The sequence below is a fragment of the Delftia sp. DS1230 genome, assembly GCF_040112715.1.
Taxonomy (GTDB): domain Bacteria; phylum Pseudomonadota; class Gammaproteobacteria; order Burkholderiales; family Burkholderiaceae_C; genus Comamonas; species Comamonas tsuruhatensis.
Window position 1 is genome coordinate 1,853,858 of the sequence record NZ_CP157763.1, and the last position, 22,109, is coordinate 1,875,966.

The 22,109-nt window shown below is 68.2% G+C and carries 17 protein-coding genes; 9 read left to right on the top strand and 8 right to left on the bottom strand.

The window, feature by feature from the left end:
• Positions 1-212 precede the first annotated feature (212 nt).
• Positions 213-3,845 carry a hydantoinase B/oxoprolinase family protein gene (locus tag AAN986_RS08325; RefSeq protein WP_047218227.1) on the top strand — a complete coding sequence of 1,211 codons (3,633 nt, stop codon included), beginning with the start codon at positions 213-215 and terminating at the stop codon, positions 3,843-3,845.
• A 124-nt stretch (positions 3,846-3,969) separates the two neighbouring features.
• Positions 3,970-5,259, top strand: a complete 1,290-nt coding sequence (locus AAN986_RS08330) for an MFS transporter (protein ID WP_047218228.1) — start codon at positions 3,970-3,972, stop codon at positions 5,257-5,259.
• A 28-nt stretch (positions 5,260-5,287) separates the two neighbouring features.
• Here AAN986_RS08330 and AAN986_RS08335 read toward each other — a convergent pair whose 3' ends face one another.
• A complete protein-coding gene (locus AAN986_RS08335; RefSeq protein WP_016447516.1) occupies positions 5,288-5,797 on the bottom strand; it encodes a DUF1993 domain-containing protein in 510 nt (169 codons plus the stop codon).
• 116 nt (positions 5,798-5,913) lie between these two features.
• Between AAN986_RS08335 and hxpB the strand changes: the two genes are divergently transcribed.
• From hxpB to AAN986_RS08355, 4 genes are all read left to right on the top strand, one after another.
• The gene (hxpB, locus tag AAN986_RS08340) at positions 5,914-6,609 is read left to right on the top strand and encodes a hexitol phosphatase HxpB (RefSeq protein WP_236884559.1); all 696 of its coding nucleotides are present in this window, start codon (positions 5,914-5,916) and stop codon (positions 6,607-6,609) included.
• Positions 6,610-6,771: 162 nt separating this feature from the next.
• Positions 6,772-7,392 (top strand): sigma-70 family RNA polymerase sigma factor, encoded by a 621-nt coding sequence (locus AAN986_RS08345; RefSeq protein WP_349335609.1) that lies wholly within the window; start codon positions 6,772-6,774, stop codon positions 7,390-7,392.
• Positions 7,389-8,423 carry a FecR domain-containing protein gene (locus AAN986_RS08350; protein WP_047218230.1) on the top strand — a complete coding sequence of 345 codons (1,035 nt, stop codon included), beginning with the start codon at positions 7,389-7,391 and terminating at the stop codon, positions 8,421-8,423. Before AAN986_RS08345 ends, AAN986_RS08350 begins: the two co-directional genes overlap by 4 nt.
• Before the next feature lie 271 nt (positions 8,424-8,694).
• Positions 8,695-11,322, top strand: a complete 2,628-nt coding sequence (locus tag AAN986_RS08355; RefSeq protein WP_047218231.1) for a TonB-dependent siderophore receptor — start codon at positions 8,695-8,697, stop codon at positions 11,320-11,322.
• A 196-nt stretch (positions 11,323-11,518) separates the two neighbouring features.
• Here AAN986_RS08355 and AAN986_RS08360 read toward each other — a convergent pair whose 3' ends face one another.
• From AAN986_RS08360 to AAN986_RS08370, 3 genes are all read right to left on the bottom strand, one after another.
• A complete protein-coding gene (locus AAN986_RS08360) occupies positions 11,519-12,601 on the bottom strand; it encodes a metallophosphoesterase (RefSeq protein WP_016447512.1) in 1,083 nt (360 codons plus the stop codon).
• Positions 12,602-12,696: 95 nt separating this feature from the next.
• A complete protein-coding gene (locus AAN986_RS08365; protein ID WP_017406729.1) occupies positions 12,697-13,197 on the bottom strand; it encodes a dihydrofolate reductase in 501 nt (166 codons plus the stop codon).
• Positions 13,198-13,218: 21 nt separating this feature from the next.
• On the bottom strand, positions 13,219-14,043 hold the full coding sequence (locus AAN986_RS08370; protein WP_034400291.1) for a thymidylate synthase: 825 nt from the start codon (positions 14,041-14,043) through the stop codon (positions 13,219-13,221).
• 176 nt (positions 14,044-14,219) lie between these two features.
• On the opposite strand from AAN986_RS08370, the gene AAN986_RS08375 reads away from it, so the two are divergent.
• Positions 14,220-14,801, top strand: coding sequence for a hypothetical protein (locus tag AAN986_RS08375; RefSeq protein WP_016447509.1), 582 nt, complete (start codon positions 14,220-14,222; stop codon positions 14,799-14,801).
• 78 nt (positions 14,802-14,879) lie between these two features.
• Here AAN986_RS08375 and AAN986_RS08380 read toward each other — a convergent pair whose 3' ends face one another.
• Complete coding sequence (locus AAN986_RS08380) at positions 14,880-16,310, bottom strand: FAD-binding oxidoreductase (protein ID WP_016447508.1); 1,431 nt, start codon at positions 16,308-16,310, stop codon at positions 14,880-14,882.
• A 44-nt stretch (positions 16,311-16,354) separates the two neighbouring features.
• Positions 16,355-16,753 carry a DUF2069 domain-containing protein gene (locus AAN986_RS08385; RefSeq protein ID WP_016451330.1) on the bottom strand — a complete coding sequence of 133 codons (399 nt, stop codon included), beginning with the start codon at positions 16,751-16,753 and terminating at the stop codon, positions 16,355-16,357.
• Between the two features lie 101 nt (positions 16,754-16,854).
• Between AAN986_RS08385 and AAN986_RS08390 the strand changes: the two genes are divergently transcribed.
• Positions 16,855-18,207, top strand: coding sequence for a YihY family inner membrane protein (locus AAN986_RS08390; RefSeq protein WP_047218232.1), 1,353 nt, complete (start codon positions 16,855-16,857; stop codon positions 18,205-18,207).
• On the opposite strand, the gene AAN986_RS08395 is transcribed toward AAN986_RS08390, so the two are convergent.
• Positions 18,204-18,557: an Mpo1-like protein gene (locus AAN986_RS08395; RefSeq protein WP_016447505.1), complete on the bottom strand. Its 354-nt coding sequence runs from the start codon at positions 18,555-18,557 to the stop codon at positions 18,204-18,206. The genes AAN986_RS08390 and AAN986_RS08395 overlap by 4 nt on opposite strands.
• Positions 18,558-18,773: 216 nt before the next feature.
• On the opposite strand from AAN986_RS08395, the gene AAN986_RS08400 reads away from it, so the two are divergent.
• Positions 18,774-19,595: an alpha/beta hydrolase gene (locus AAN986_RS08400; RefSeq protein ID WP_016451331.1), complete on the top strand. Its 822-nt coding sequence runs from the start codon at positions 18,774-18,776 to the stop codon at positions 19,593-19,595.
• A 13-nt stretch (positions 19,596-19,608) separates the two neighbouring features.
• Here the strand turns inward: AAN986_RS08400 and AAN986_RS08405 are convergent, their stop codons facing one another.
• Positions 19,609-22,041 (bottom strand): acetamidase/formamidase family protein, encoded by a 2,433-nt coding sequence (locus AAN986_RS08405; protein WP_047218233.1) that lies wholly within the window; start codon positions 22,039-22,041, stop codon positions 19,609-19,611.
• Positions 22,042-22,109: the final 68 nt, after the last annotated feature.

Consider the following 22,109-nt stretch of genomic DNA (forward strand, 5'->3'; position numbering starts at 1 on the left):
GGCCCGCTTCGGCGGGCCTTTTTCTTTGCGTCGCTGGCCGGCAAGGGGTCGCTCCTGTTCAGTTTTCGTGAACAGAGGGGGCGAAAACTTCTCGATGGACGCGGTCCAGGGGCACTTTTAGATTGGACGCCAGTGGTGGGCACAGGCGGAGGGCCGTGCTCCAGGCCACGGTTTTCCTGACTTCAACTTCGAGACAAACGGGTTCCGACACCATGCAAGAACGCTCCATTCCCCATGACAGGCGCTGGCAATTCTGGATAGACCGTGGCGGTACGTTCACCGATGTGGTGGGCAAGCGGCCCGATGGCAGCCTGGTCACGCACAAGCTGCTGTCGGAGAACCCCGAGCAGTACCGGGACGCGGCCGTGGCCGGCATCCGCCACCTGCTGGGGCTGGCGCCGGGCGAGCCGGTCCCCGCCGATCAGGTGGAGTGCGTGAAGATGGGCACCACGGTGGCCACCAATGCGCTGCTGGAGCGCAAGGGCGAGCCCACGCTGCTGGTGACCACGCGGGGCTTTCGCGATGCGCTGCGCATCGCCTACCAGAACCGTCCGCGCCTGTTCGACCGCCATATCCAGTTGCCCGAACTGCTCTACAGCGAGGTGGTCGAGGCCGTGGAACGTGTGGATGCCCATGGGAAGGTGCTGCGCGAGCTGGACGGGCTGCACCTGCACACGGCGTTGGCCGCAGCCCATGCGCGCGGCTTGCGCAGCGTGGCCATCGTCTTCATGCATGGCTACCGCCACACGCGGCATGAGCAGATGGCGGCGCGCATTGCGCGGCAGTTGGGTTTCACGCAGGTCAGCACTTCGCACGAGACCAGTCCGCTGATGAAGTTCGTGAGCCGGGGCGATACCACGGTGGTCGATGCCTACCTGTCTCCCATCCTGCGCCGCTATGTGCAGCAGGTGGCTGCAGAGATGCCGGGAGTGCGGCTGTTCTTCATGCAGTCTTGCGGAGGGCTGTCCGACGCGGGCAGTTTTCAGGGCAAGGACGCCATCCTGAGCGGGCCGGCCGGAGGCATCGTGGGCATGGCGCGCACGGCGGGCCTGGCCGGGCACGACAGGGTCATCGGTTTCGACATGGGTGGCACATCCACCGACGTCAGCCACTATGCAGGCGCCTTCGAGCGCGAGTTCGAGACCCAGGTGGCCGGCGTGCGCATGCGCGCGCCGATGATGAGCATCCACACCGTGGCCGCCGGCGGCGGCTCGGTGCTGGCCTATGACGGCTCGCGCTTTCGCGTGGGACCCGAGAGCGCGGGTGCCCATCCCGGCCCGGCGAGCTATCGCCGCGGCGGCCCCCTGGCCGTGACCGATGCGAACGTGATGGTCGGCAAGGTCCAGCCGCGCTACTTTCCCAGCGTGTTTGGGCCTGCCGCCAACGAGCGACTGGACGGCGAGGCCGTGCGTGTCCGCTTCGAGGAACTGGCGCGGCAGACGGGGCGCACTCCCGAGGACGTGGCCGAGGGCTTCATCCGCATCGCCGTGCAGCAGATGGCCAACGCCATCAAGAAGATCAGCGTGGCGCGCGGCTATGACGTCACGCGCTATACGCTGCAGTGCTTCGGCGGCGCGGGCGGCCAGCATGCCTGCCTGGTGGCCGATGCGCTGGGCATGTCCCGCGTGTTCGTGCATCCGCTGGCCGGCGTGCTCAGCGCCTATGGCATGGGCCTGGCGGACCAGACCGTGATCCGCGAGCAGGCCATGGAGCTGGCGCTGACTGCCGAGGCCCTGCCGCTGATCGCTGAATGCCTGGATGCGCTGGGCACGGGCGCGCAGGCGGAGCTGGAGCGCCGGCAGGTCGGCGCAGGCCCCGTGCAGGTGCGGCACAACGTGCATGTGCGCTACGAGGGCTCCGATTCCGCCTTGGTCGTGCCCTTTGGCTCCCTGCCGGGCATTCAGTCGGCTTTCGAGGAGGCCTACCGCCAGCGTTTCGCCTTTCTGATGGCGGGCAAGGGGCTGGTGGTGGAAGCCGTGTCGGTCGAAGCCGTGATTGCGGGCGATGCGCCCGGCGAGCCGCTGCAGCCGGAGCATCCGCCGCGCGAGCATCCGCGCCGCGAAACCGTGCACATGTACTCCGGCGGCGCCTGGCATGGCGCGGCCCTGGTGGTGCGCGAGGACCTGCGGCCCGGCGACGTCATTGCCGGCCCGGCCATCATCGCCGAGCGCAACGCCACCACCGTGATCGAGCCTGGCTGGTCGGCCAGGCTCACCGGGCTGGATCACCTGGTGCTGGACCGGGTGGTGCCGCGCAAGGTCGAGTACGCGGCCGGCACGACGGTGGACCCTGTGCTGCTGGAGGTCTTCAACAACCTGTTCATGAACATCGCCGAGCAGATGGGCCTGCAGCTGCAGAACACCGCCTATTCGGTGAACATCAAGGAGCGGCTGGATTTCAGCTGCGCGCTGTTCGATGCCCGGGGCCATCTCATCGCCAACGCGCCGCACATGCCCGTCCATCTGGGCTCCATGGGCGAAAGCATCCAGACGGTGATCCGCAGGAACGCCGGGCGTATGGCCCAGGGCGATGTCTACGTGCTCAACGACCCCTACCAGGGCGGCACCCATCTGCCGGACATCACCGTCATCACGCCGGTCCATATCGCCGGCGAGGCATCTCCGACCTTCTACGTCGGCAGCCGGGGCCACCATGCCGATGTGGGCGGCATCACGCCGGGCTCCATGCCGCCGTTTTCCACGCGCATCGAGGAAGAGGGCGTGCAGATCGACAACTTCAAGCTGGTCGATCGCGGCGTGCTGCGCGCCCAGGAGATGGTCGAGCTGCTGCAAAGCGGCGAGTACCCGAGCCGCAACCCGCAGCAGAACCTGGCCGACCTGAAGGCCCAGATCGCGGCCAATGAAAAAGGCGTGCAGGAGCTGCACAAGATGGTGGCGCAGTTCGGCCTGCCCGTGGTGCAGGCCTACATGGGCCATGTGCAGGACAACGCCGAGGAGTCGGTGCGCCGCGTCATCACGCGACTCAGGGACGGGCAGTTCACGCTGGAACTGGACAATGGCGCGCAGATCCGCGTGGCCGTCACCGTCGATACGGCCGAGCGCAGTGCCGTCATCGATTTCTCGGGCACCAGCGTCCAGCAGACCAACAACTTCAATGCGCCGCGCGCCGTGTGCATGGCGGCCGTGCTCTATGTGTTCCGCACGCTGGTGGACGACGACATCCCGCTCAACGCGGGCTGCCTCAAGCCTTTGAAAGTCATCATCCCCCAGGGCTGCATGCTCAACCCCAACCCGCCCGCTTCGGTGGTCGCGGGCAATGTGGAGACCTCCACCTGCATCACCAACGCGCTGTTCGGCGCGCTGGGCGTGATGGCGGGCAGCCAGCCCACCATGAACAACTTCACCTTCGGCAATGCGCACCACCAGTACTACGAAACCATTGCCGGCGGCAGCGGCGCAGGCGCGGTGCTGGACGCCGAGGGCCGGGTGGAGCGCGGCTTCAACGGCACCAGCGTCGTCCAGACGCACATGACCAATTCGCGCCTGACCGATCCGGAGGTGCTGGAGTTCCGCTTCCCCGTGATGCTGGACAGCTATGAGATTCGCGACGGCTCGGGCGGCGGCGGGCGCTGGCACGGCGGCAACGGCGGCGTGCGGCGCGTGCGCTTCCTGGAGCCCATGACGGCCAGCATCCTGTCCAACGGGCGCCTGAATCCGGCCTTCGGCATGGCAGGTGGCCAGCCGGGGCAGCCGGGCATCAACCGTGTGCTGCGTGCCGATGGCCAGGTCGAGGAACTGGACCACATCGGCGCCGTGCACATGCAGCCGGGCGACATCTTCGAAGTCTGCACGCCGGGGGGCGGCGGCTACGGAACGGCGGCCTGACACGCCGCCAGCAGGGGGCATGGCGCGGGCGGGGGAGGGCCGCCCGGCCAGGCCCGGATCACAACCGATGGAGTGCCATTGAATGCAAGACGCTTCGCGCAGCCGAAGTGCAAGGAGACAACAAATGACAAGCCTTGACAACGCAAGGACCCTGGCCGCAGAGCAGCCCCGGGGCCACTGGCTGGGCCAGCTCGAGCCCAAGGAAAAGCGGGCGCTGACGGCCTCGTTCGGCGGCTATGCCGTGGACGCCTTCGACTACTACACGCTGCCCCTGGTCACCCCGATCCTGCTGTCGCTGTGGGGCATGAGCAAGACCGAGGTCGGCCTGATCGGCACCTCGACGCTGGTGGCCTCGGCCATCGGCGGCTGGATGGCCGGCATCCTGGCGGACCGCTACGGGCGCGTGCGTGTGCTGCAGTGGACCATCCTCGTATTCGCTCTTTTCACCTTCGCCTGCGGCCTGGCGCAGACACCGGGCCAACTGCTGCTGGCCCGCACGCTGCAGGGCCTGGGCTTTGGCGGCGAGTGGGCCGTGGGCTCGGTGCTGATCGCCGAGACCATACGGCCGGCCTTCAGGGGCAAGGCGGTGGGCCTGGTGCAAAGCAGCTGGTCCATAGGCTGGGGCGCGGCCGTGCTGGTGTCCATGGCGCTGTTCTCGTTTCTGCCGCCCGAGATCTCATGGCGGGCCATGTTCCTGCTGGGCCTGCTGCCGGCCCTGCTGATCCTGTACATACGCCGCACCGTCAAGGACCCCGAGGTCTACCTGAAGACCCGCGCCGCCGTGGGCCGGGGCGAGCGCAGCGGGCACTTCCTGGACATCTTCAAGGGCGGCATGCTCAAGACCACGGTGCTGGCCAGCCTGATGTTCACGGGCATGCAGGGCGGCTACTACGCCATTGCCGTGTGGCTGCCCACCTTCCTGAAGAACGAGCGCCACCTGACGGTGCTGGGCTCGGGCGGCTACCAGTTCATGTTCATCTTCGGCGCCTTTGCAGGCTACCTGTGCGGTGCCTACGCCTCCGACCTGCTGGGCCGGCGCCTGGCCTTCACGCTGTTCGCCATCGGCGCCGGCAGCCTGGCCTATGCCTATACGCTGCTGCCCATCACCGATGCCTGGATGCTGGTGCTGGGCTTTCCGCTGGGCTTTTTCATGTCGGGCATCTTCAGCGGCGCCGGAGCCTTCCTGGCCGAGCTGTTCCCCAACGAACTGCGCGGCTCCGGCCAGGGCTTTTGCTACAACTTCGGCCGCGGCATCGGGGCCACCTTCCCTGCGCTGGTGGGCGTGTTCAGCGACCGGCTGGGCCTGTCGCTGGGCATGGCCATCGGCATCTGCGCCACGGCCGGCTACGTGATGGTGGTGTTGTTCGCCATGTGCCTGCCGGAGACGCGAGGCCGGGATCTGGCCGCGCAGTGAAGCGCTGGCCAGACCGGCCATGGCACGCTCAGTAGCTGCCCATGTAGTCGCGCTTGCCGACCTCGACGCCGTTGTGGCGCAGCAGGGCATAGGCGGTGGTCACATGGAAGAAGAACTGCGGCAGGCCGTAGTGCAGCAGATAGGCGCTGGCGGTCAGCTTCTTTTCCTTGGGCGTGCCGGGGCGCAGCACGATCTCGCGGGACTCGCTTTGCGCGAACTGCTCGGGCGCGAACGAGCCCACATGGTCCAGCGCCTTGGTGATCAGCGCCTGCAGGTCGGCAAAGCTGGTCTGCGTGTCGGGCCACGAAGGCACCTCGGCGCCGGCCAGGCGCGAGGCGATGCCCTTGGCGAAGTCCGCAGCAATCTGCACCTGGCGCACCAGCGGGAACATGTCGGGGAACAGGCGGGCCTGCAGCAGGGCGTCGGGATCGATGTTCTTCTGCGCGGCGTGTTCCTCGGCCTTTTTGAGCACGTCGGACAGGGCCTTCAGCATCTGCTGCAGGACGGGAATGGAGGCGGTGTACAGGGGGCTGGTCATTGCGGGCTCGCTAAGGATTGTGAAGGGCTGGCAATCGCATGCATCTGCATCCATCGCCAGCCGGCACAGGCTAACAGCAACTGCTTTCACTTGCCGCCTGCGCTAGCATGCGCGCCATGCAAATCCCTGAAGCCGCTCCCTCGTTCGCAGGCCTTGGCCAGGCCGGATTCGGCGCCGCCATCTTCGACATGGACGGCCTGCTCATAGACTCCGAGCCCTTCTGGAAGCGTGCCGAGCGCGAGTCCTTTGCCGAGGTCGGCATCGACATCACGGCCGAGATGTCCCGCGTGACGGCGCCCATGACCACGGCGCAGGTTGCCGCGCACTGGTATGCCCACCGGCCCTGGCAGGGGCCCAGCCAGCGCGAGCTGGAGAGCCGCGTGGTCGCGCGCGTGGCGGCCCTGGTCAGCGCGCATGGGCAGGCCCTGCCCGGCGTGCGCGAAACACTGGGCGCCTGCCGCGCCCTGGGCTGGCGCGTGGCGCTGGCCTCGAACTCTCCTTTGTCTTTGTGCCACCACACCCTGGATGCGCTGGGCCTGCGGCCGGCGTTCGACGCCATCGTCTCGGCCGAGCAGGTGGTGCGCGGCAAGCCCGCGCCCGACATCTATTACTTCGCGGCGCAACGCCTGGGCGTGCCGACCGGGCGCTGCCTGGTGTTCGAGGACTCGGTCTCGGGAACACATGCGGCGCGGCAGGCCGGCATGACCGTCATCGCCGTGCCGTCCGAGGACCAGTGCTTCGACGGGGCGCAGCCTGCGCCGAACTGGGTGGTGCCCACGCTGGTGGCGCTGCATGGGGCAGCGGGCCGGTAAGGCATTGGCGGGGCCCGCATCGCATGGCGCGTGCCGGCCGCAAGGGTGTTGATGAGAACCATTCTCAGTACAATCGCCGCCCGTGCCGTCCTTCTTCGTCCTGTCCGTTTCCCATGCTGGCTTGCCTGCCCGCGTCCAGACCGCTGTGCCGGGAGCCTGCCCGTGAGCGCGCGCGTGCCAGGCGCGGACGATGATGCCGCCCCCTCCCTGCTGGCCCGCGTGTATGCGCGCTGGCACCAGCCTCTGCGCCGCCTGCTGGGCCGGCAGATGCGCAACCGCGAGGATGCCGAGGATGCGGTGCAGGAGGTCTTCGTGCGCTATGCGGCCTCGGGCAAGGCCCTGCCGCCCGAGGAGCAGGAACCCTATCTGCGCGTGATCGCCCACCATGTCTCGCACGATGCCTGGCGCCGCTCGGCGGGTGCGCCGGGGCGCGAATCGGTCTCGCTGGATGAACACATGGAACTGGCGCAGCAACTGCCGGCCGGCGAGGGGTCGGACCCCCTTCAGGCGGCGCACCACCGCGAGCGCCTGTGCCGCCTGGAGCAGGCCATGGCCGAGCTGCCCGAGCGCCGCCGCGAGGCCTTCGTGCTGCACAGCATCGACGGGCTCACGCAGACCGAGGTGGCGCAGCGCATGGGCATTTCGCGCCGCATGGTGCACAACCATGTGACGCTGGCCATGGCCTATTGCGAACTGCGCGTGCAGTACGGCAGCGCCGAAGACATGCGCGTGATGCAGGGCCTGCTGGCGCAGGCCGCGACGGACGGGGAGGGCCGGGAATGACGCTGACCCCGCAACGCCTGCAATTGCATGCCCGCGCCGCCGACTACTTCGCCCGCCGCCGTGAAGCCGACTGGACCGGCGCCGACGAGCGCGAACTCGACGCCTGGCTGGCCGCCGACCCGCAGCACCGCAGCATCTTCGAGAGCCTGGGGCGCACGGTGCTGGACCTGCAGCAGTTGCGCAGGCCGGTGCTGGCCTGCGACGCGGCTGCTGCGCCGCAAGCCAGGGCGAGCGGGCCGCGTGCGCAGACACAGGCCCACTTGCCCGGGCCGGCACGTCAGTGCACACGCCGCGGCCTGATGCCTGCATTGCTGTCGGTGGCTCTGGTCACGACGCTGGCCGTGGGCGGGGGCTGGTATGCCTGGGACAACCACGCAAGCCATGTGATCGAGATGGCCACCGGCCCCGGCGAGGTGCGCGAGGCTGAACTGCCCGATGGCACGCGGGTCACGCTGAATTTTTCCTCCAGGCTGCAGGTGCGCTACTACCCGCGCCGCCGCGAGACGGTGCTGGACCAGGGCGAGGCCTTCTTCCAGGTCGCCGCCGACCGGTCGCGGCCCTTCACCGTGGACAGCGGCGCCAGCCAGATCCGCGTGGTGGGCACGGCCTTCAATGTGCGCGCCGGGCCGCCAGCGCTGGTGGTGAAGGTGCTGGAGGGCAAGGTGGAGCTGCGCCCCGATCGCCATGCGGCGGACGGCAGGCGCCTGCTGCTGGGCGCGGGCGCCGGCATGTCCGTCGATGCCCGCGACGGCACGCAGCATCCGCTGGCGGCCGGCGCGGACACGGTGGGCGACTGGCGCAGCGGCCAGATGGTGTTCCAGCAGGCAACGCTGGCCGAGGTCGCCGCCGATCTGTCGCGCTACCTGGGCCAGCCCGTACGGGTGGATGGCGATGCGCGGCTGGCCGCGCTGTCCGTGTCCGGCGTGGCGCTGACCGGCAAGCCCGAGGTGTTTCTGCGCTCGCTGCCGCACTTGTTGCCGGTGCGTGTGCAGGGCGATGCGCAGGGCGGCTGGCGAATCTCGGCGCATTGAGTGTCTTGGCTGTTTGTAAATTAATGTAAACAACCCGCTTTCTCGGTTCGGCCACGTTCCCACTTTGGCGCGGTAGTGGGTTTTACCTTCATGGAGGCCGGGTTTTCTCGCGCCTCCATGGTTGCCAGCCAGGCCGCTGCCCAGTGCACAGCTCAGCCAACAACCGCGACGGCCGCGCACGCGCGTGGCGGGTGGACGCTCAACTGTCTGCCTGCCACCCACCGCGCACACCGCGACAGCGGGCAATGGACACAGTGCAGCAGGAGCAGGGATGCAAGCAGGAAAAGAACACGGCAGCGCCGCCATGGGCGCGGGCATTTGGGGAGGAGAGTTTCAGCACAGGGGCAGGCCATGGCGGCGGGCAAGGATGCCGTCGCTGGTGGCCGCAGCCCTGGTTGCGCTGGCGCAGCCTGCGGTGCAGGCGCAGCAGCCATCGTCCGTGCAGGCGGGGCAGGCGGGGCAGGCGGGCCAGGCAGGGGAGCTGGCCTTCAGCATCGCGCCCCAGCCGCTGGCCGGCGCGCTGCGCCAGTTCACGCAGCAGGCCCAGCACCAGGTGCTGTTCGATCCGCAGATCGTTGCAGGCCGCACTTCGCCGGCCTTGCAGGGCCGCTTCACGCCGCGCCAGGCGCTGGACCGGCTGCTGGCCGGCACGGGCGTGACCGTGATCGACGCCGTACCGGGCGCCTACACGCTGAAGGCACCGGCCAGGGAGCCGTCGCCGGCAGCCGATGCTGCGCTGGGCACGGTGCTGGTCACGGCCCAGGCGCACGCTGGCGATACCACGGAGGGTTCGGGCTCCTATGCGGCCTCGCGCGTGTCGCTGGGCAAGGGGCAGAGCGTGCGCGAGACGCCGCAGTCCATCTCCGTGGTCACGCGCCAGCGCATCGAGGACCAGGGCCTGGTCTCCGTGGGCGACGTGATGCAGCAGACCACGGGCGTGACGGTGGACTACGCGGGCTCGGGTGGCCTGGGCGGCACGGCCAACAGCTTTTACGCGCGGGGCTTCCAGATCAGCAATGTCCAGATCGACGGAGCGGCGGTGGACGCCTTCAGCCAGGGCACCTTCGACCCCAACATGGCCATGTACGACAGCGTGCAGGTGATCCGCGGCGCGGACGGCCTGTACAGCGGCAATGGCGAGCCCGGCGGCTCCATCAACCTGGTGAGAAAGCGCCCCACGGCCCAGCCCCAGGTGCTGGCCTCGGCCTCGGTGGGCAGCTGGAACCAGCGCCGGGCCGAAGTCGATGTGGCCGGCCCGCTGGCCGCCGATGGCCGGGTGCGCGGCCGCGCCGTGCTGGCGCACAGCGACCGCGAGTTCTTCTATGACTACGCCGATGCGCGCAACACCTTGCTCTACGGCATCGTGGAAGCCGATCTCACGCCTGCGACCAAGCTGACCCTGGGCGGCAGCTACGACAAGTCGGCCAGCCTGCCCTGGCGCAGCGGCCTGCCGCGCGCGGCCAATGGCGACGATCTGCACCTGCCGCGCAGCACGGCGCTGATGGCCGGCTGGGGCCACTACGACAGAACCAACAAGGAACTGTTTGCGCAGCTGGAGCAACGGCTGCAAGGCGACTGGCGCGTCCGTGCCCATGCCAACTACGTCAAGGTCGACAGCGACAGCCGTCTGGCGGACATGTCCGGGGCGGTGGACCCCTCGACCGGCCTGGGCGCGGCGCTCAGCGGGTTCTCCAACGATTTCTATTCCACCAAGAAGGCGCTGGATGCCAACGTCAGCGGAACGTTCTCCCTGCTGGGGCGCAGGCACCGGCTGCTTTTGGGCGCGGACTGGGTCAAGATCCGCGACACGCAGGACACCTTTCTCTCCGAAGTGGATACGCCGGCGGGGGGAATCAGTGTGTTCGGCTTCGACCCGGGCGCCATTCCCCTGCCCAGCTTCGTCTGGAAGACGCGCAGCTTCGCGGGCTATGGCGCCACGCAGAAAGGCCTGTACGGCCGGCTCAACCTGAGCCTGACGGACCGCCTGACCGCCATCGTCGGCGCGCGCCGCGCCAGCTACGACACGCAGACGCCCTGGCTGCGCTTCGACCGGGCCGGCAATCTCACCAGCCGCATCGTGTCGTCCTATGGCGAGAGCGGTATCTTCACGCCCTATGGCGGCCTGGTCTACGACATCGACGACCGCTGGACGGCCTACGGCAGCGTCGCCGAGATCCACAAGTCCCAGGCCGACAAGCTGGGCGGGCCCTTGCCCGGCACGCCGCTGGACCCCATCAAGGGCCGCAATTTCGAGCTGGGCGCCAAGGGCGAGTTCAACGAGGGCAGGCTGATGGCCTCCATGGCCCTGTACCGCATAGAGCGCAATGGCGAGGCCGTGGCCGATCCCTCCTACCCCAACACCGACATCGGCGACGCGGGCCTGAACTGCTGCTGGCTGAGCAAGGGCAAGGTGGTCAGCCAGGGCGTGGAAGGCGAGATCTCGGGCGAGCTGGCGCGCGGCTGGCAGCTGTTTGCCGGCTACACCTTCAACCGCAACCACAACAAGACGCCGGGCATCGAAGGCATCTACCACTCCGTCACGCCCAAGCATCTGTTCAAGCTGTGGAGCACCTACCGCCTGCCCGGCGAGCTGTCGCAATGGACGATTGGCGGTGGCGCCAATATCCAGAGCGCGCATTTCGTGAGCGGCTCGGCCAATGCCTTCAATCCTGACACGGGCAAGTTCGACGGCGCGGCCGTGCCCTTCAAGTTCAGCCAGGGCGGCTATGCCGTGTGGAATGCCAGCGTGCAGTACCGCATCAACCGCAACTGGCAGGCCGTGCTCAACCTGAACAACCTGTTCGACAAGGTCTACTACCGCACAGTGGGCACCAGCGGCGGCAACAACTGGTATGGCGAGCCACGCAATGTGATGCTGACGCTGCGCGGAACGTTCTGAGGCACCCCTGAGCGGCTGCGCCGCTTCCCCCTCTCTTCGGAGGGGGGCGGCCACCCTCTGGGCGTGGCGCCCAACGCCAGCAACCTGCTGGACAGGCGCTGCTACGTGCCTTCGTTCAACACGGTGTCGGGCAACAACTGCTATGGCGCACCGCGCTCGCTGCTGCTGACGCTAAGCGCCGCGTATCTGGCGCGTGCTATGCGGCAGCGGCCGCCGCAACGCCGAACTCCTCGCTGTCCGCCTGGGCTCCGTCGTCGAACACCAGGCGGCGCTCAGGCCAGCGCATGGCGGCAAGCTTGAAACGCTGCTGCGGGTCCTCGCCCGCCAGGCGGGCATTCCAGCGGCCGCCGACCGAGTAGTCCACGCAAAACACATTGCCGCGCCGGCCGTGCCAGGACAGTGGGCCCGTCTGGCCGAACAGGTTCTCGGCCTGGGCGCCGTGGAAGGACGGGCCGCCCCGGTTCAGGCGCCGCCAGTAGTGGCCCACGACCACGGCCTGGGCATCCTCATATTCGTTCCACCAGGCCACGCGCTCGACGAAGCGCCACTTGCCGCCCGCGTAGAAGGGGTTGCGGCATTCGCGCTCCACGCCCGAGGTCAGCACCTTCAGCGGATTGACCATGGCCTTGGCCAGCTCGCTTTCGCTGTGCGCGGGCAGGAAGGGCGGCAGCCAGTTGCGGTCTTCCAGGTCATGCGGCCATTGCCGGCGCTCGGCGCGCATGCGTTCGGCCACCTTGTTGACCTGGGCCTGCTGGGCGGCCACGGCCTCGAAGTGGTCATAGGCGCTGCGCGCGCTGCCTGGCGGCAGCTCGCGCGCCATGGCGATCTGCTGCGGGCGCCAGGCCGCGTGGACCACGCGCAGGTCCTCGCGCTCCATGGCAATGGGCAGCCGCTCCAGCAAGGCCAGGGTGTCGGGGATATCGCACAGCGGCATGCGTGCGAACGGGGCGTACTTGGGTGTGTCGGAGGCCACGCGGCTGTCGAAGAACCAGCCGGAGCCGTCCTTGGCATCCTCGCGCAGCAGGTTGATTTCGTGGTTGCCGAGCACGGCCAGCGCATGGCCCGACTCCAGCATGGGCACCACGCGGGCCAGCACGCCCGGGCTGTCGGGACCCCGGTCGCAGAAGTCGCCCACGAAGACCAGGCGCCTGCCCTGGGGGTGGCGGCCCAGCGCGTCGTAGCCCAGGTGCCCCAGCAGATGCTCCAGCGCTTCGGCTTCGCCATGGATGTCGCCGACGATGTCGAGCGGACCGGGGGGCAGGGGCTGGACGAGGCTCATGGCGGAAAGATGCAAAAGACGGCGCAGGCTTGGAAAACCGACATTATTTGCACAGACCCGCCGTGCCCGCCAGCCCCGTTTGCGACAGGACCGTGTCAGCGCCGTTGCAGGCGCACAAAGCTGTAGGGCAGGCCATTGGCTGCCACATGGCGGCTGCGCGAGGCCTCCTGCCACTCGGGGCCCGGCGTGGGCGCGAAGGCGTCGCCTTCGTAGTCGCGTTCGATTTCAGTCACCTCGATGCTGTCGGCCAGCGGCAGGGCCTGGGCGTAGATCTGGGCACCGCCCATGACCCACACGTCGGCGGATGCCTGGCGGCCCAGCGCCAGGGCCTGCTCCAGGCTGGTGGCATGCAGCACGCCGGGGGCGGCTGGCTCGGGTGCCCAGTCCGCCTGGCGCGTGACCACGATGTTGGTGCGCCCGGGCAGCGGCCTGAAGCGGGCCGGCAGCGAGTCCCAGGTCTTGCGGCCCATGACCACGGCCGAGCCCTGGGTCAATTGCTTGAAGTGCGCCAGGTCCTCGGGCAGGTGCCAGGGCATGGCATTGTCCTTGCCGATGACGCCGTTGGCGGCGCGTGCGTAGATGAGATGGATGGCCATCGGGCGGGTCTTTCTGCTGCCTCAGACGGCCACGGGGGCCTTGATGGGCTCGTGGTGCTGGTAGCCGACGACCTCGAAGTCCTCGTACTCGTAGCCGAAGATGGAGTCGGGCCGGCGCTTGATCTGAAGCGTCGGGTAGGCGAAGGGCTGGCGCGCCAGCTGGGTCTCGACCTGGGTGAAGTGGTTGTTGTAGATGTGGCAGTCGCCACCGGTCCAGACGAAGTCGCCCACCTCCAGGTCGCATTGCTGGGCCAGCATGTGGGTCAGCAGCGCGTAGCTGGCGATGTTGAAGGGAACGCCCAGGAAGATGTCCGCGCTGCGCTGGTATAGCTGGCAGCTGAGCTTGCCGTCGGCCACGTAGAACTGGAAGAAGGCGTGGCAGGGCATGAGCGCCATCTGCGGCAGGTCGGCCACGTTCCAGGCGCTGACGATGATGCGGCGGCTGTCCGGGTTGCTCTTGAGCTGCTTGACCACTTCGGCGATCTGGTCGATGTGGCCGCCGTCCGGCGTCGGCCAGTTGCGCCATTGCACGCCATAGACCGGGCCCAGGTCGCCGTCCTCACGGGCCCATTCGTCCCAGATGGTGCAGCCGCGCTCCTGCAGCCAGCGCACATTGCTGTCGCCGCGCAGGAACCACAGCAGTTCCAGGATGATGGACTTGAGGTGCACCTTCTTGGTGGTGACCAGCGGAAAGCCTTCGGACAGGTCGAAGCGCATCTGGTGGCCGAACACGCTGCGCGTGCCCGTGCCGGTACGGTCGGTCTTGGACACGCCGTGCTCGTACACATGGCGCATGAAATCTTCGTACTGGGAGCGGGCTGGGCGGGGCGCAGGAGTCGTGTTCATCTTCCGGATTATCCCTTGATGAATACGGCGCCTTGTCCGACGGTATCCATGCCCCTTGAAACAAGGTCTGGCGCCCCGGATGCGAAAATGCCCGCAGACTGGTGCCGGTGCATTGCCCAGGCTTTCGCACCGGCGTCACCGCTTTTTTCGCATCCGCTTTGACAAGGAGCTTGCGCATGTCTTCCATGCTCTCCCCCTGGCAGGCCGCCGTTGCATTGGGTGTCGCCATGCTGGCGCTGACAGCCTGCGATCCGCGTTCTCCCTCCGTCCCGACTCCCAAGGCTGCGCAGTCCGTCGCACTCGATGTGGCTGCGCCAGCCCCGGAATTGGTGCTGGCGTTTCCCGCGCGCACGCGCATGCCCTCCACCGCCAAGGCGGGGGAGCCCGGCCTGGACAGCCTGGCCGAGTACGTGGGCAAGTATCCCTACGACGGCACCAACTACCTGGAGCAGGGCGTGCTGGCCGACCGGCTCAAGGCGCTGCTGGGCACCAGCTACCCGACCCTGCTGAGCAATATGCGTACCGTGGGCCCGCTGACCAAGGAAGGAGATGTCTGGAGCATCGTCGGCCTGCGCCCGCACCAGGGCGGCGAGGAAATGGGCGCCATCGTGATCGATCCCGCCCGCAATGCCCTGCGCGTGTGGCTGCTCACCGGCGGCAAACAGTCCGACTTCTCCGATGCGGCCGGCGCCGACATCGCCTGGCCCGAACAGGTCAACAAGACGATGGCCAATATCGAGGCCAAACCGGTTTCCTGACAAGGCAGGCACGTGCCGCTCCTGGCTCAGGACGGCGCGTGCAAACCCGGCGCTGCCCCAGAAGGGGCGGCGTTGCGCTCAGGAGGCTTGCCTTGGCAGGATGCAGCCCGGGTTCATCAGTCCCTGCGGGTCCAGCGCCTGCTTGATGGCGCGCATCATGCCCAGCGCCACGGGTGACTGGTACTTCTGCAGCTTGTCCACCTTGAGCGCACCCACGCCGTGCTCGGCCGAGAACGAGCCGCCGAATTCGGCCACGGCTTCATAGACGAGGTGGTTGACCAGGTGCTCTCGCTCGTTGAGGAAGGCCTTGGCATCACCGCCCTCGGGCGCCTGCACGTTGTAGTGCAGGTTGCCGTCGCCCAGGTGGCCGAAGTTGACCAGGCGCACGCCAGGGATCTCGCGCTGCAGCACGGCATCGGTGTGCTCGACGAAGGCGGGGATGCGCGATGCGGCGATGGAGATGTCGTGCTTGATGTTCAGGCCTTCCTCGGCCTGGGCCAGCGGAATGCTTTCGCGGATGTGCCACAGCTCATGGGCCTGCGACAGGCTTTCGGCCACCACGGCGTCGAGCACGCAGCCGTCCTCGAAGGCCAGCTCCAGCAGCGCCTCGAAACGCTCGCGCGCATGCTGCTCGGACTCGCTGTCCGAATTCTCGACCAGCACGTAGTAGGGCGGCGCGCCGATCAGCCCGGCAAAGGGCACGCGCAGCTGGGGCATGTGCTTGATCACCAGCGACAGCGCGAACTGGCCCATGACCTCGAAGCCCGTCAGGCCCGCGCCCAGGTACTGGTGCGCCATGCCCAGCAGGCGCACGGCCGCTTCCATGGAGGGCACGGCGGCGAAGGCCGTGAGCTGGGCCGCAGGCTGGGGGAACAGCTTCATGGTGGCGGCGGTGATGATGCCCAGCGTGCCTTCGCTGCCGATGAACAGGTCGCGCAGGTCGTAGCCGGTGTTGTCCTTGCGCAGGCCCTTGAGGCCGTCCCAGATCTCACCCTGCGGGGTGACCACTTCCAGGCCCAGGCACAGCTCGCGCGTGTTGCCGTAGCGCACCACCTGGGTGCCGCCCGCGTTCGTTCCCAGGTTGCCGCCAATGGTGCAGCTGCCTTCGGCGGCCAGCGACAGCGGGAACAGCAGGCCCTCTTTCTCGGCAAGCTCCTGCAGGCTTTGCAGGATGCAGCCGGCCTCGACGGTGAAGCTCAGGTTGTCGCGGTCGATGTGGCGCACGGCATTCATTCGCGTGAGGCTGAGCACGACCTGCGTGCCGCTGTCGTCCGGCGTGGAGCCCACCGACAGGCCGGTGTTTCCGCCCTGCGGGATGATGCTGGTGCCTGCGGCCGCGCATTCGCGCACCACGGCGGCCACCTCTGCCGTGCTGGCCGGGCGTACCACGGCCAGGGACTTGCCGCGCACGCGGCGGCGCCAATCCTGTTCGTAGGCCACAAGGTCGCCCTCGGTGAGGACATGGGCTTCGCCGACGATCTGGCGCAGGCGTTCAAGCAGTGCAGTCATGTTGCAACTTCTTTCAAAGACGTGAAGGCATGAAAACGGGGGGCTCAGCCGCCGGCCGCCTGGGCCGCGCGGCGCGCGCTGCGCTGGCGCCAGCGCACATGCAGGGCGCAGGCGGTGAACAGCATCAGGCACAGGAAAACTTCGAGCAGCGCCAGCCAGCGGCCGGGCGCGGGATCGCTCCAGGCGCGCACCACGCCCTCGGTGAAATAGATCCACACCAGCAGGCTGACCCAGCGGTAGGTGTACATGCGGTGCTTGAGCAGGCCGATCAGCGGAATCGCCAGCGGCAGGGCCTTGAGCACCAGCCAGGAGCCCCCGGGCCGCATGGGCGCCAGCCACAGTTCCCAGGCCAGGCTCAGCACGATCAGGCCCATGAGGCTGGAGACCGCCAGCCAGCGGGTGGCGGCGACATCGGCGCCGGGGCGAGAAATGGAATCAGTCATCGGGGTGGCATCATATCGGCCATGGTCTTGACCTTTGAACATGTGATTGCTTGGATGGCCGCGCCCGCTGCAGACATGCGCCTTGCGGCGGAGATGGGGCGATGAGCGGCGGCCCCGAAAAGGAGCCCGTCGATGGCCTGGAGGATGGCGCCCTGGCGCTGCCCGTTCCTGCCCAGGAGCGCAGCCTGTCCCTGGCCGAGCCGCCCGAGCCTGCGGTGCCGCGATCGTGGCGCGAACGCTGGCGCTGCTTTCCATGGCGCAATACCGCACACACGCTGCGCGAACGCTTTCGCGAGGACCGGCTGGGCGTGACCGCCAGCAGCCTGACCTTCACCACGGTGCTGGCCCTGGTGCCGTTCTTCACGGTGGCGCTGGCGCTGTTCACGGCCTTTCCCATCTTCTCCCGCGTGCAGATCGTGCTGGAGCGCTGGCTGATCGACAGCCTGATCCCCGAGACCATCGCGCGCCAGGTGCTGGGCTATCTGACGCAGTTCGCCTCCAAGGCCAGCCAGCTGGGCATGGCGGGGTTTTCCATTCTGGTGATCACGGCGGTGGCGCTGATCCTCACCATTGACCGCACGCTCAACAACATCTGGCGCGTGCGCCAGTTGCGGCCGCTGGGCCAGCGCGTGCTGATCTACTGGGCGGCGATCACGCTGGGCCCCCTGGTGCTGGGCCTGAGCCTGGTGCTGTCGTCCTATGTGATGTCGGCCTCGCGCGGGCTGGTCAATGCGCTGCCCGAAGGCTTGCGCTTCATCTTCGATTCCATCGAGTACCTGGCGCTGGCCGCTGGCATGGCGGGCCTGTACCACTACGTGCCCAACACGGCGGTGCGCTGGCGCCATGCCTGGGTGGGCGGCCTGTTCGTGGCCACCTGCATGGAGCTGGCGAAGAAGGCGCTGGGCCTGTACCTGGCCTCGGTGCCTACCTATTCGGTCATCTACGGCACCTTCGCCACGCTGCCCATCCTGCTGATCTGGATCTACATGGCCTGGGTCATCGTGCTGCTGGGCGCCGTGGTCACGGCCTACCTGCCCATCGTGATGGCGGGCGTGCAGCGCATGCCGGGCCAGCAGGGCTGGCAGTTCGAGATGGCCGTGGAGATCCTGCAGTACCTCGCACAGGAGCGCGAGTCGCCCGCCAAGGGCTTGTACGCCAGCGATCTGGCGCGGCGCCTGCGTGTGGACTGGCAGCAGATCGATCCGGTGCTGCAGGCGCTGTCGGTGCTGGACTGGGTGGGCACGATGCAGGCCCCCGGCACTGTGGCGGCCAGCGAAGGCCCCGAGCCCCGCTACATGCTGCTGGTGGAGCCCCATCGCACGCCGCTGCAGCCGCTGGTGCAGCGTCTGCTGCTGGCGCCGTCGCCGGCCGTGCAGCCGCTGTGGGATCGCACGGGGCTGGCAGGCATGACGCTGGCCGATCTGCTGGAGCAAAGGCCGCAGGCTCCGGTCTAGAGCGGGATGCGGCCCGTCAGGATGTCGCGCCACATCACCCAGTCGCCGCGAAAGCTGTAGAGCGGGCGCTTGAAGCTGGCGGGCCGGTTCTTCTCGAAGCCGAAATGCCCTATCCAGGCAAAGCCGTAGCCAAACAGCAGGCCGCCCAGCAGGAACCAGAAATTGCCGGTCAGGAACAGCGCGAACAGGCACAGCAGCGCCAGCGTGGAGCCGACGAAGTGCAGGCGCCGGCAGGTGCGGTTGCTGTGCTCCTGCAGGTAGAACGGATAGAACTCGGCAAAGCTCTTGAACTGGCGCGGGTCCACGGCAGCCTGTGCGGCGCCGGGCAGGGGAGCGGAAGCGTGTGACATGGCAGGCCTTCGCAAGCATGGGGTAGGGTCAACTTATACGCTGCTGCCTTGCCGCTCACCATCGGAGGAACCCGCGCGCCCAGGTTCGCAAAAGCTGCCCCGAGAGAGACAAAAGCTGCCGCATTCCGCCCTGCGCGTCGCCACGGTGTCGCCCTCTGGCGGCATGCGGGCGCATGATGTCTGCCGGGCCGGCGCTGACCGGCATGGAGTTTTTCGATGCCTTCCTCCTGCATGACCGACATCCCCGCATCCCTGAGCGAAACCCGCATTTCCACGCCCCAGGGCAGCATCTACGTCAGGCGCTGGCAGGCGCCGGCGGCCGGCGAAGAGTCCCTGGCCCGCGCGCCCATCGTGCTGCTGCACGACTCGCTGGGTTCGGTGGCGCTGTGGCGTGATTTCCCGCAGCAACTGGCCGAGGCCACGCGCCGCGATGTGCTGGCCTACGACCGGCTGGGCTTTGGCCAGTCCGACCCCTATCCGGGCACGCTGGGGCCGGGCTTTGTGGCCCGGGAGGCAGAGACCGTGTTTCCGGCAGTGCACCAGGGGCTGGGTCTTGGGGATTTCATCGTGCTGGGCCACAGCGTGGGCGGCGGCATGGCCGCCATGGTGGCGGCCCGATACGGCGCGCAGTGCAAGGCGGTGGTCACGGAGTCCGCCCAGGCCTTCGTGGAAGATCGCACCTTGCAGGGCATTCGTGCGGCCCAACAGGATTTCGCCCGGCCCGGCCAGCTGGCGCGCCTGGAGAAATACCACGGCGACAAGGCCGCCTGGGTGCTGTCTGCCTGGGTCGATACCTGGCTGTCGCAGCCATTTGCCGACTACCGGCTGGACGAGGCGCTGGAGCGCGTGCGCTGCCCGGTGCTGGCCATCCACGGCGAGCATGACGAGTTCGGCTCCCTGGTCCACCCCGAGCGCATCCGCGACCGGGCGCGCGGCCCTGTGGAGGTGGAGATCGTGGCCGGTGGCGGCCACGTCCCCCACCGCGAGCAGCCCGAGCGCATCGCCCAGCGCATCGCCCGCTTCCTGGCACGGGTCTGATCCCGGGTGGGCTTCAGTGGCCCGCCTGGGCGGACGCCGAGAGCTCCGGCGGAAACAGCTTCTTCTTGATCACGGCGTGCACGCCCCAGTTGCCGTCCACCACCTGCGTCACGGCGAAGTCCACGGCCACGGAGATCAGTGATACGGCCTCGTCCTCGTCCAGCCCGTGGGCCAGCATCAGATAGCGCCTTGCCTTGTGGAAGGCGTCACGCATGGCGCCTTCCAGCGATGACTTGCGATAGACCTGGGACTGCGCCTGGCTGCCCAGTTCGGCCAGGTGGTCGGTGAAGCTGAAGCCCTGTATCACCCACTCGGAGCCGGTCTCCAGGAAAGGGTGGTCCAGCTCTGCAAGGAAGCGGTTGTCCAGCGCGGCGCGCTTGTGCACCCGCAGCTCGAAGCTGCCGGTCAGCGAGCATTCGATGGCCGTGCCGCACAGTTCCGAGTCGCCTTGGGATGCATGCGGGTCTCCCACCGAAAACAGTGCGCCTGGCACCGATACGGGCAGGAAGAGGGTGGCTCCCTTGCCCGCGCGCCAATTGTCCAGGTTGCCGCCGAAGTAGCTCGGCGGTATGGAGTCGATCAGGCCGGCCTCTCGCGGTGCCACGGCCAGCATGCCGAAATGCGGACGCAGCGGCACGCGTGCCTTGTCCAGCACACCAAAGCGCCGGGTGATGCTGGCGGGGTCCACGGGCACGCCCGGGTAGTCGATGGTCGGATGGACCACGCCGAAGGGGTCGGTCTGCGGCGTCCAGCGGTAGTTGTAGACGGCGCGGGCTGTGGGCTCCTCGGGCAGTGCGTGGTCGATTTCGTAGATGGTGACCACTTCGCGCTGGCGGGGCTCCGTGATCTGGTCGCGGTAGTGAAAGCCCCACCAGGCGGCGGCGTTGCTGCCGAAGACACGGCCGTGGTGGGCGGGGCTGCAGCTGGGGCGTGGCTGCACGTCGAGGATGCGTATCTCCAGCAGGTCGCCAGGTTCGGCCTCATGCACATAGACGGGGCCGGTGCAGATGTGCACGCCGAAGCCCTCGCCTGCGCCGCGGCCGTAGATCGAGGCATCCATCGGGCCCGCGCCGCGCCGGTCCACGGCCTTCTGGGCTGCGGTCCAGTGGAACACGCTTTCGGCGCCCGGATCGCCTTCGATCATGCGTTCCCAGTCGTCCGAGGCATGCTGGGTCAGCGTCTCCATGGTCACCACGTCACCCGAGCGCACCGAAAGCACGGGCTTGAGTGAACGGCTCAGGTAACCCCAGTGCACGGTCTTGTCGGAGACCGGAAGGTAGTAATGCTGGGGCGACGCACCACCATTGTCTGCGTGCGCCGAGCGCTTGGGCACAAGGGCCAGCGCCTGGGCGTAGCGTGCATGGTCGCGCAGCAGGGCCTGGAACGGGCTGTGTGCCAGGCGCGCTGCGGCCGGTTCTGCACCCTGCGCAGCGCTCTCTGCGGGCGAGGGGCGTCCGCGCTGGCCGGGCGGCGCATCCTGCACGCGCGCCGGACTGGCGCGATAGGCCTTGGGGGACAGGCCATAGCGGGCCGTGAAGGCACGGCTGAAGTTGGCGGCATCGCCAAAACCCCAGCGAAAGCACAGCTCGGCAATGGAGCAATGCTGCAGCGAGCGGTTGCTCAGGTCCATGCGGCAGCGCTCCAGCCGGCGTTCGCGCAGGTAGGTGCTGAAGCTGGTGGCCGCTCCCTTGAACAGCTTTTGCAGATAGCGCGTGGACAGCCCCTCGGCTTCGGCGATGGCATCGATGGACAGCTCGGCATCGCCCAGCCGGGTTTCGATGGCGCGGCAGATGCGGCGCAGATGGCCAAGCTGCACGGCGCTGGGCGGCTCGGTCGCCTCCGCCTGCTCCTGGTCGGGATTGCCGGCGCGCGGTGTCAGGCAGGTGACCAGCATGTCGGTGAGCGTGGCCTCCACCGACAGCAGATCGTCCTGTGCCAGTGTGTCGATCTGCTCTGCCAGTGAGGCCGCCATTGCCATGCACATGGCCCCCACACCGCCTGTCCCGCCGATGTGCCTGGCCTCGGGCGGGCACGAGCGCAGCAGGCGCAGCAGAAAGCTCGAAGACTCCAGCCGCGCAAGCAGCAGGCGGCCGTCGCCGGGCAACTGCAGCTGCCATTCCCGGTCTGACTCCAGCAGCAGCGCGGAGCCGGCCTTGAGCGGGAACGCGGCGTCCTCGACCACCGCATCGGCGCTGCCTTGCAGCAAGGCGCACAGCAGCAGGCCCGGGCCGCGCAGCTGCTTGGCCACGGCCCGCAGCGTCAGCGGCGAGGTGGCCAGCGTAATGAATACCGATCCCAGTGGCGAGCTGCGCAGCGCCAGGTGGGTGGCCGGTGGCGTGGGCGCTTCGCCATGGATGTCTGCCCTGGACAGCGCCTCATTTAGCGCAGCCTGCCGCAAGGCATCGGGAAATGCGTGGGTGGAAAAGCGTCTTGGATCGTCGTGCATCAGGGGCGAACTATGAACTGCCGCGTACTGCCTGTCCAAGCCCGGCGCACCGGATGGCAGCCGCGACA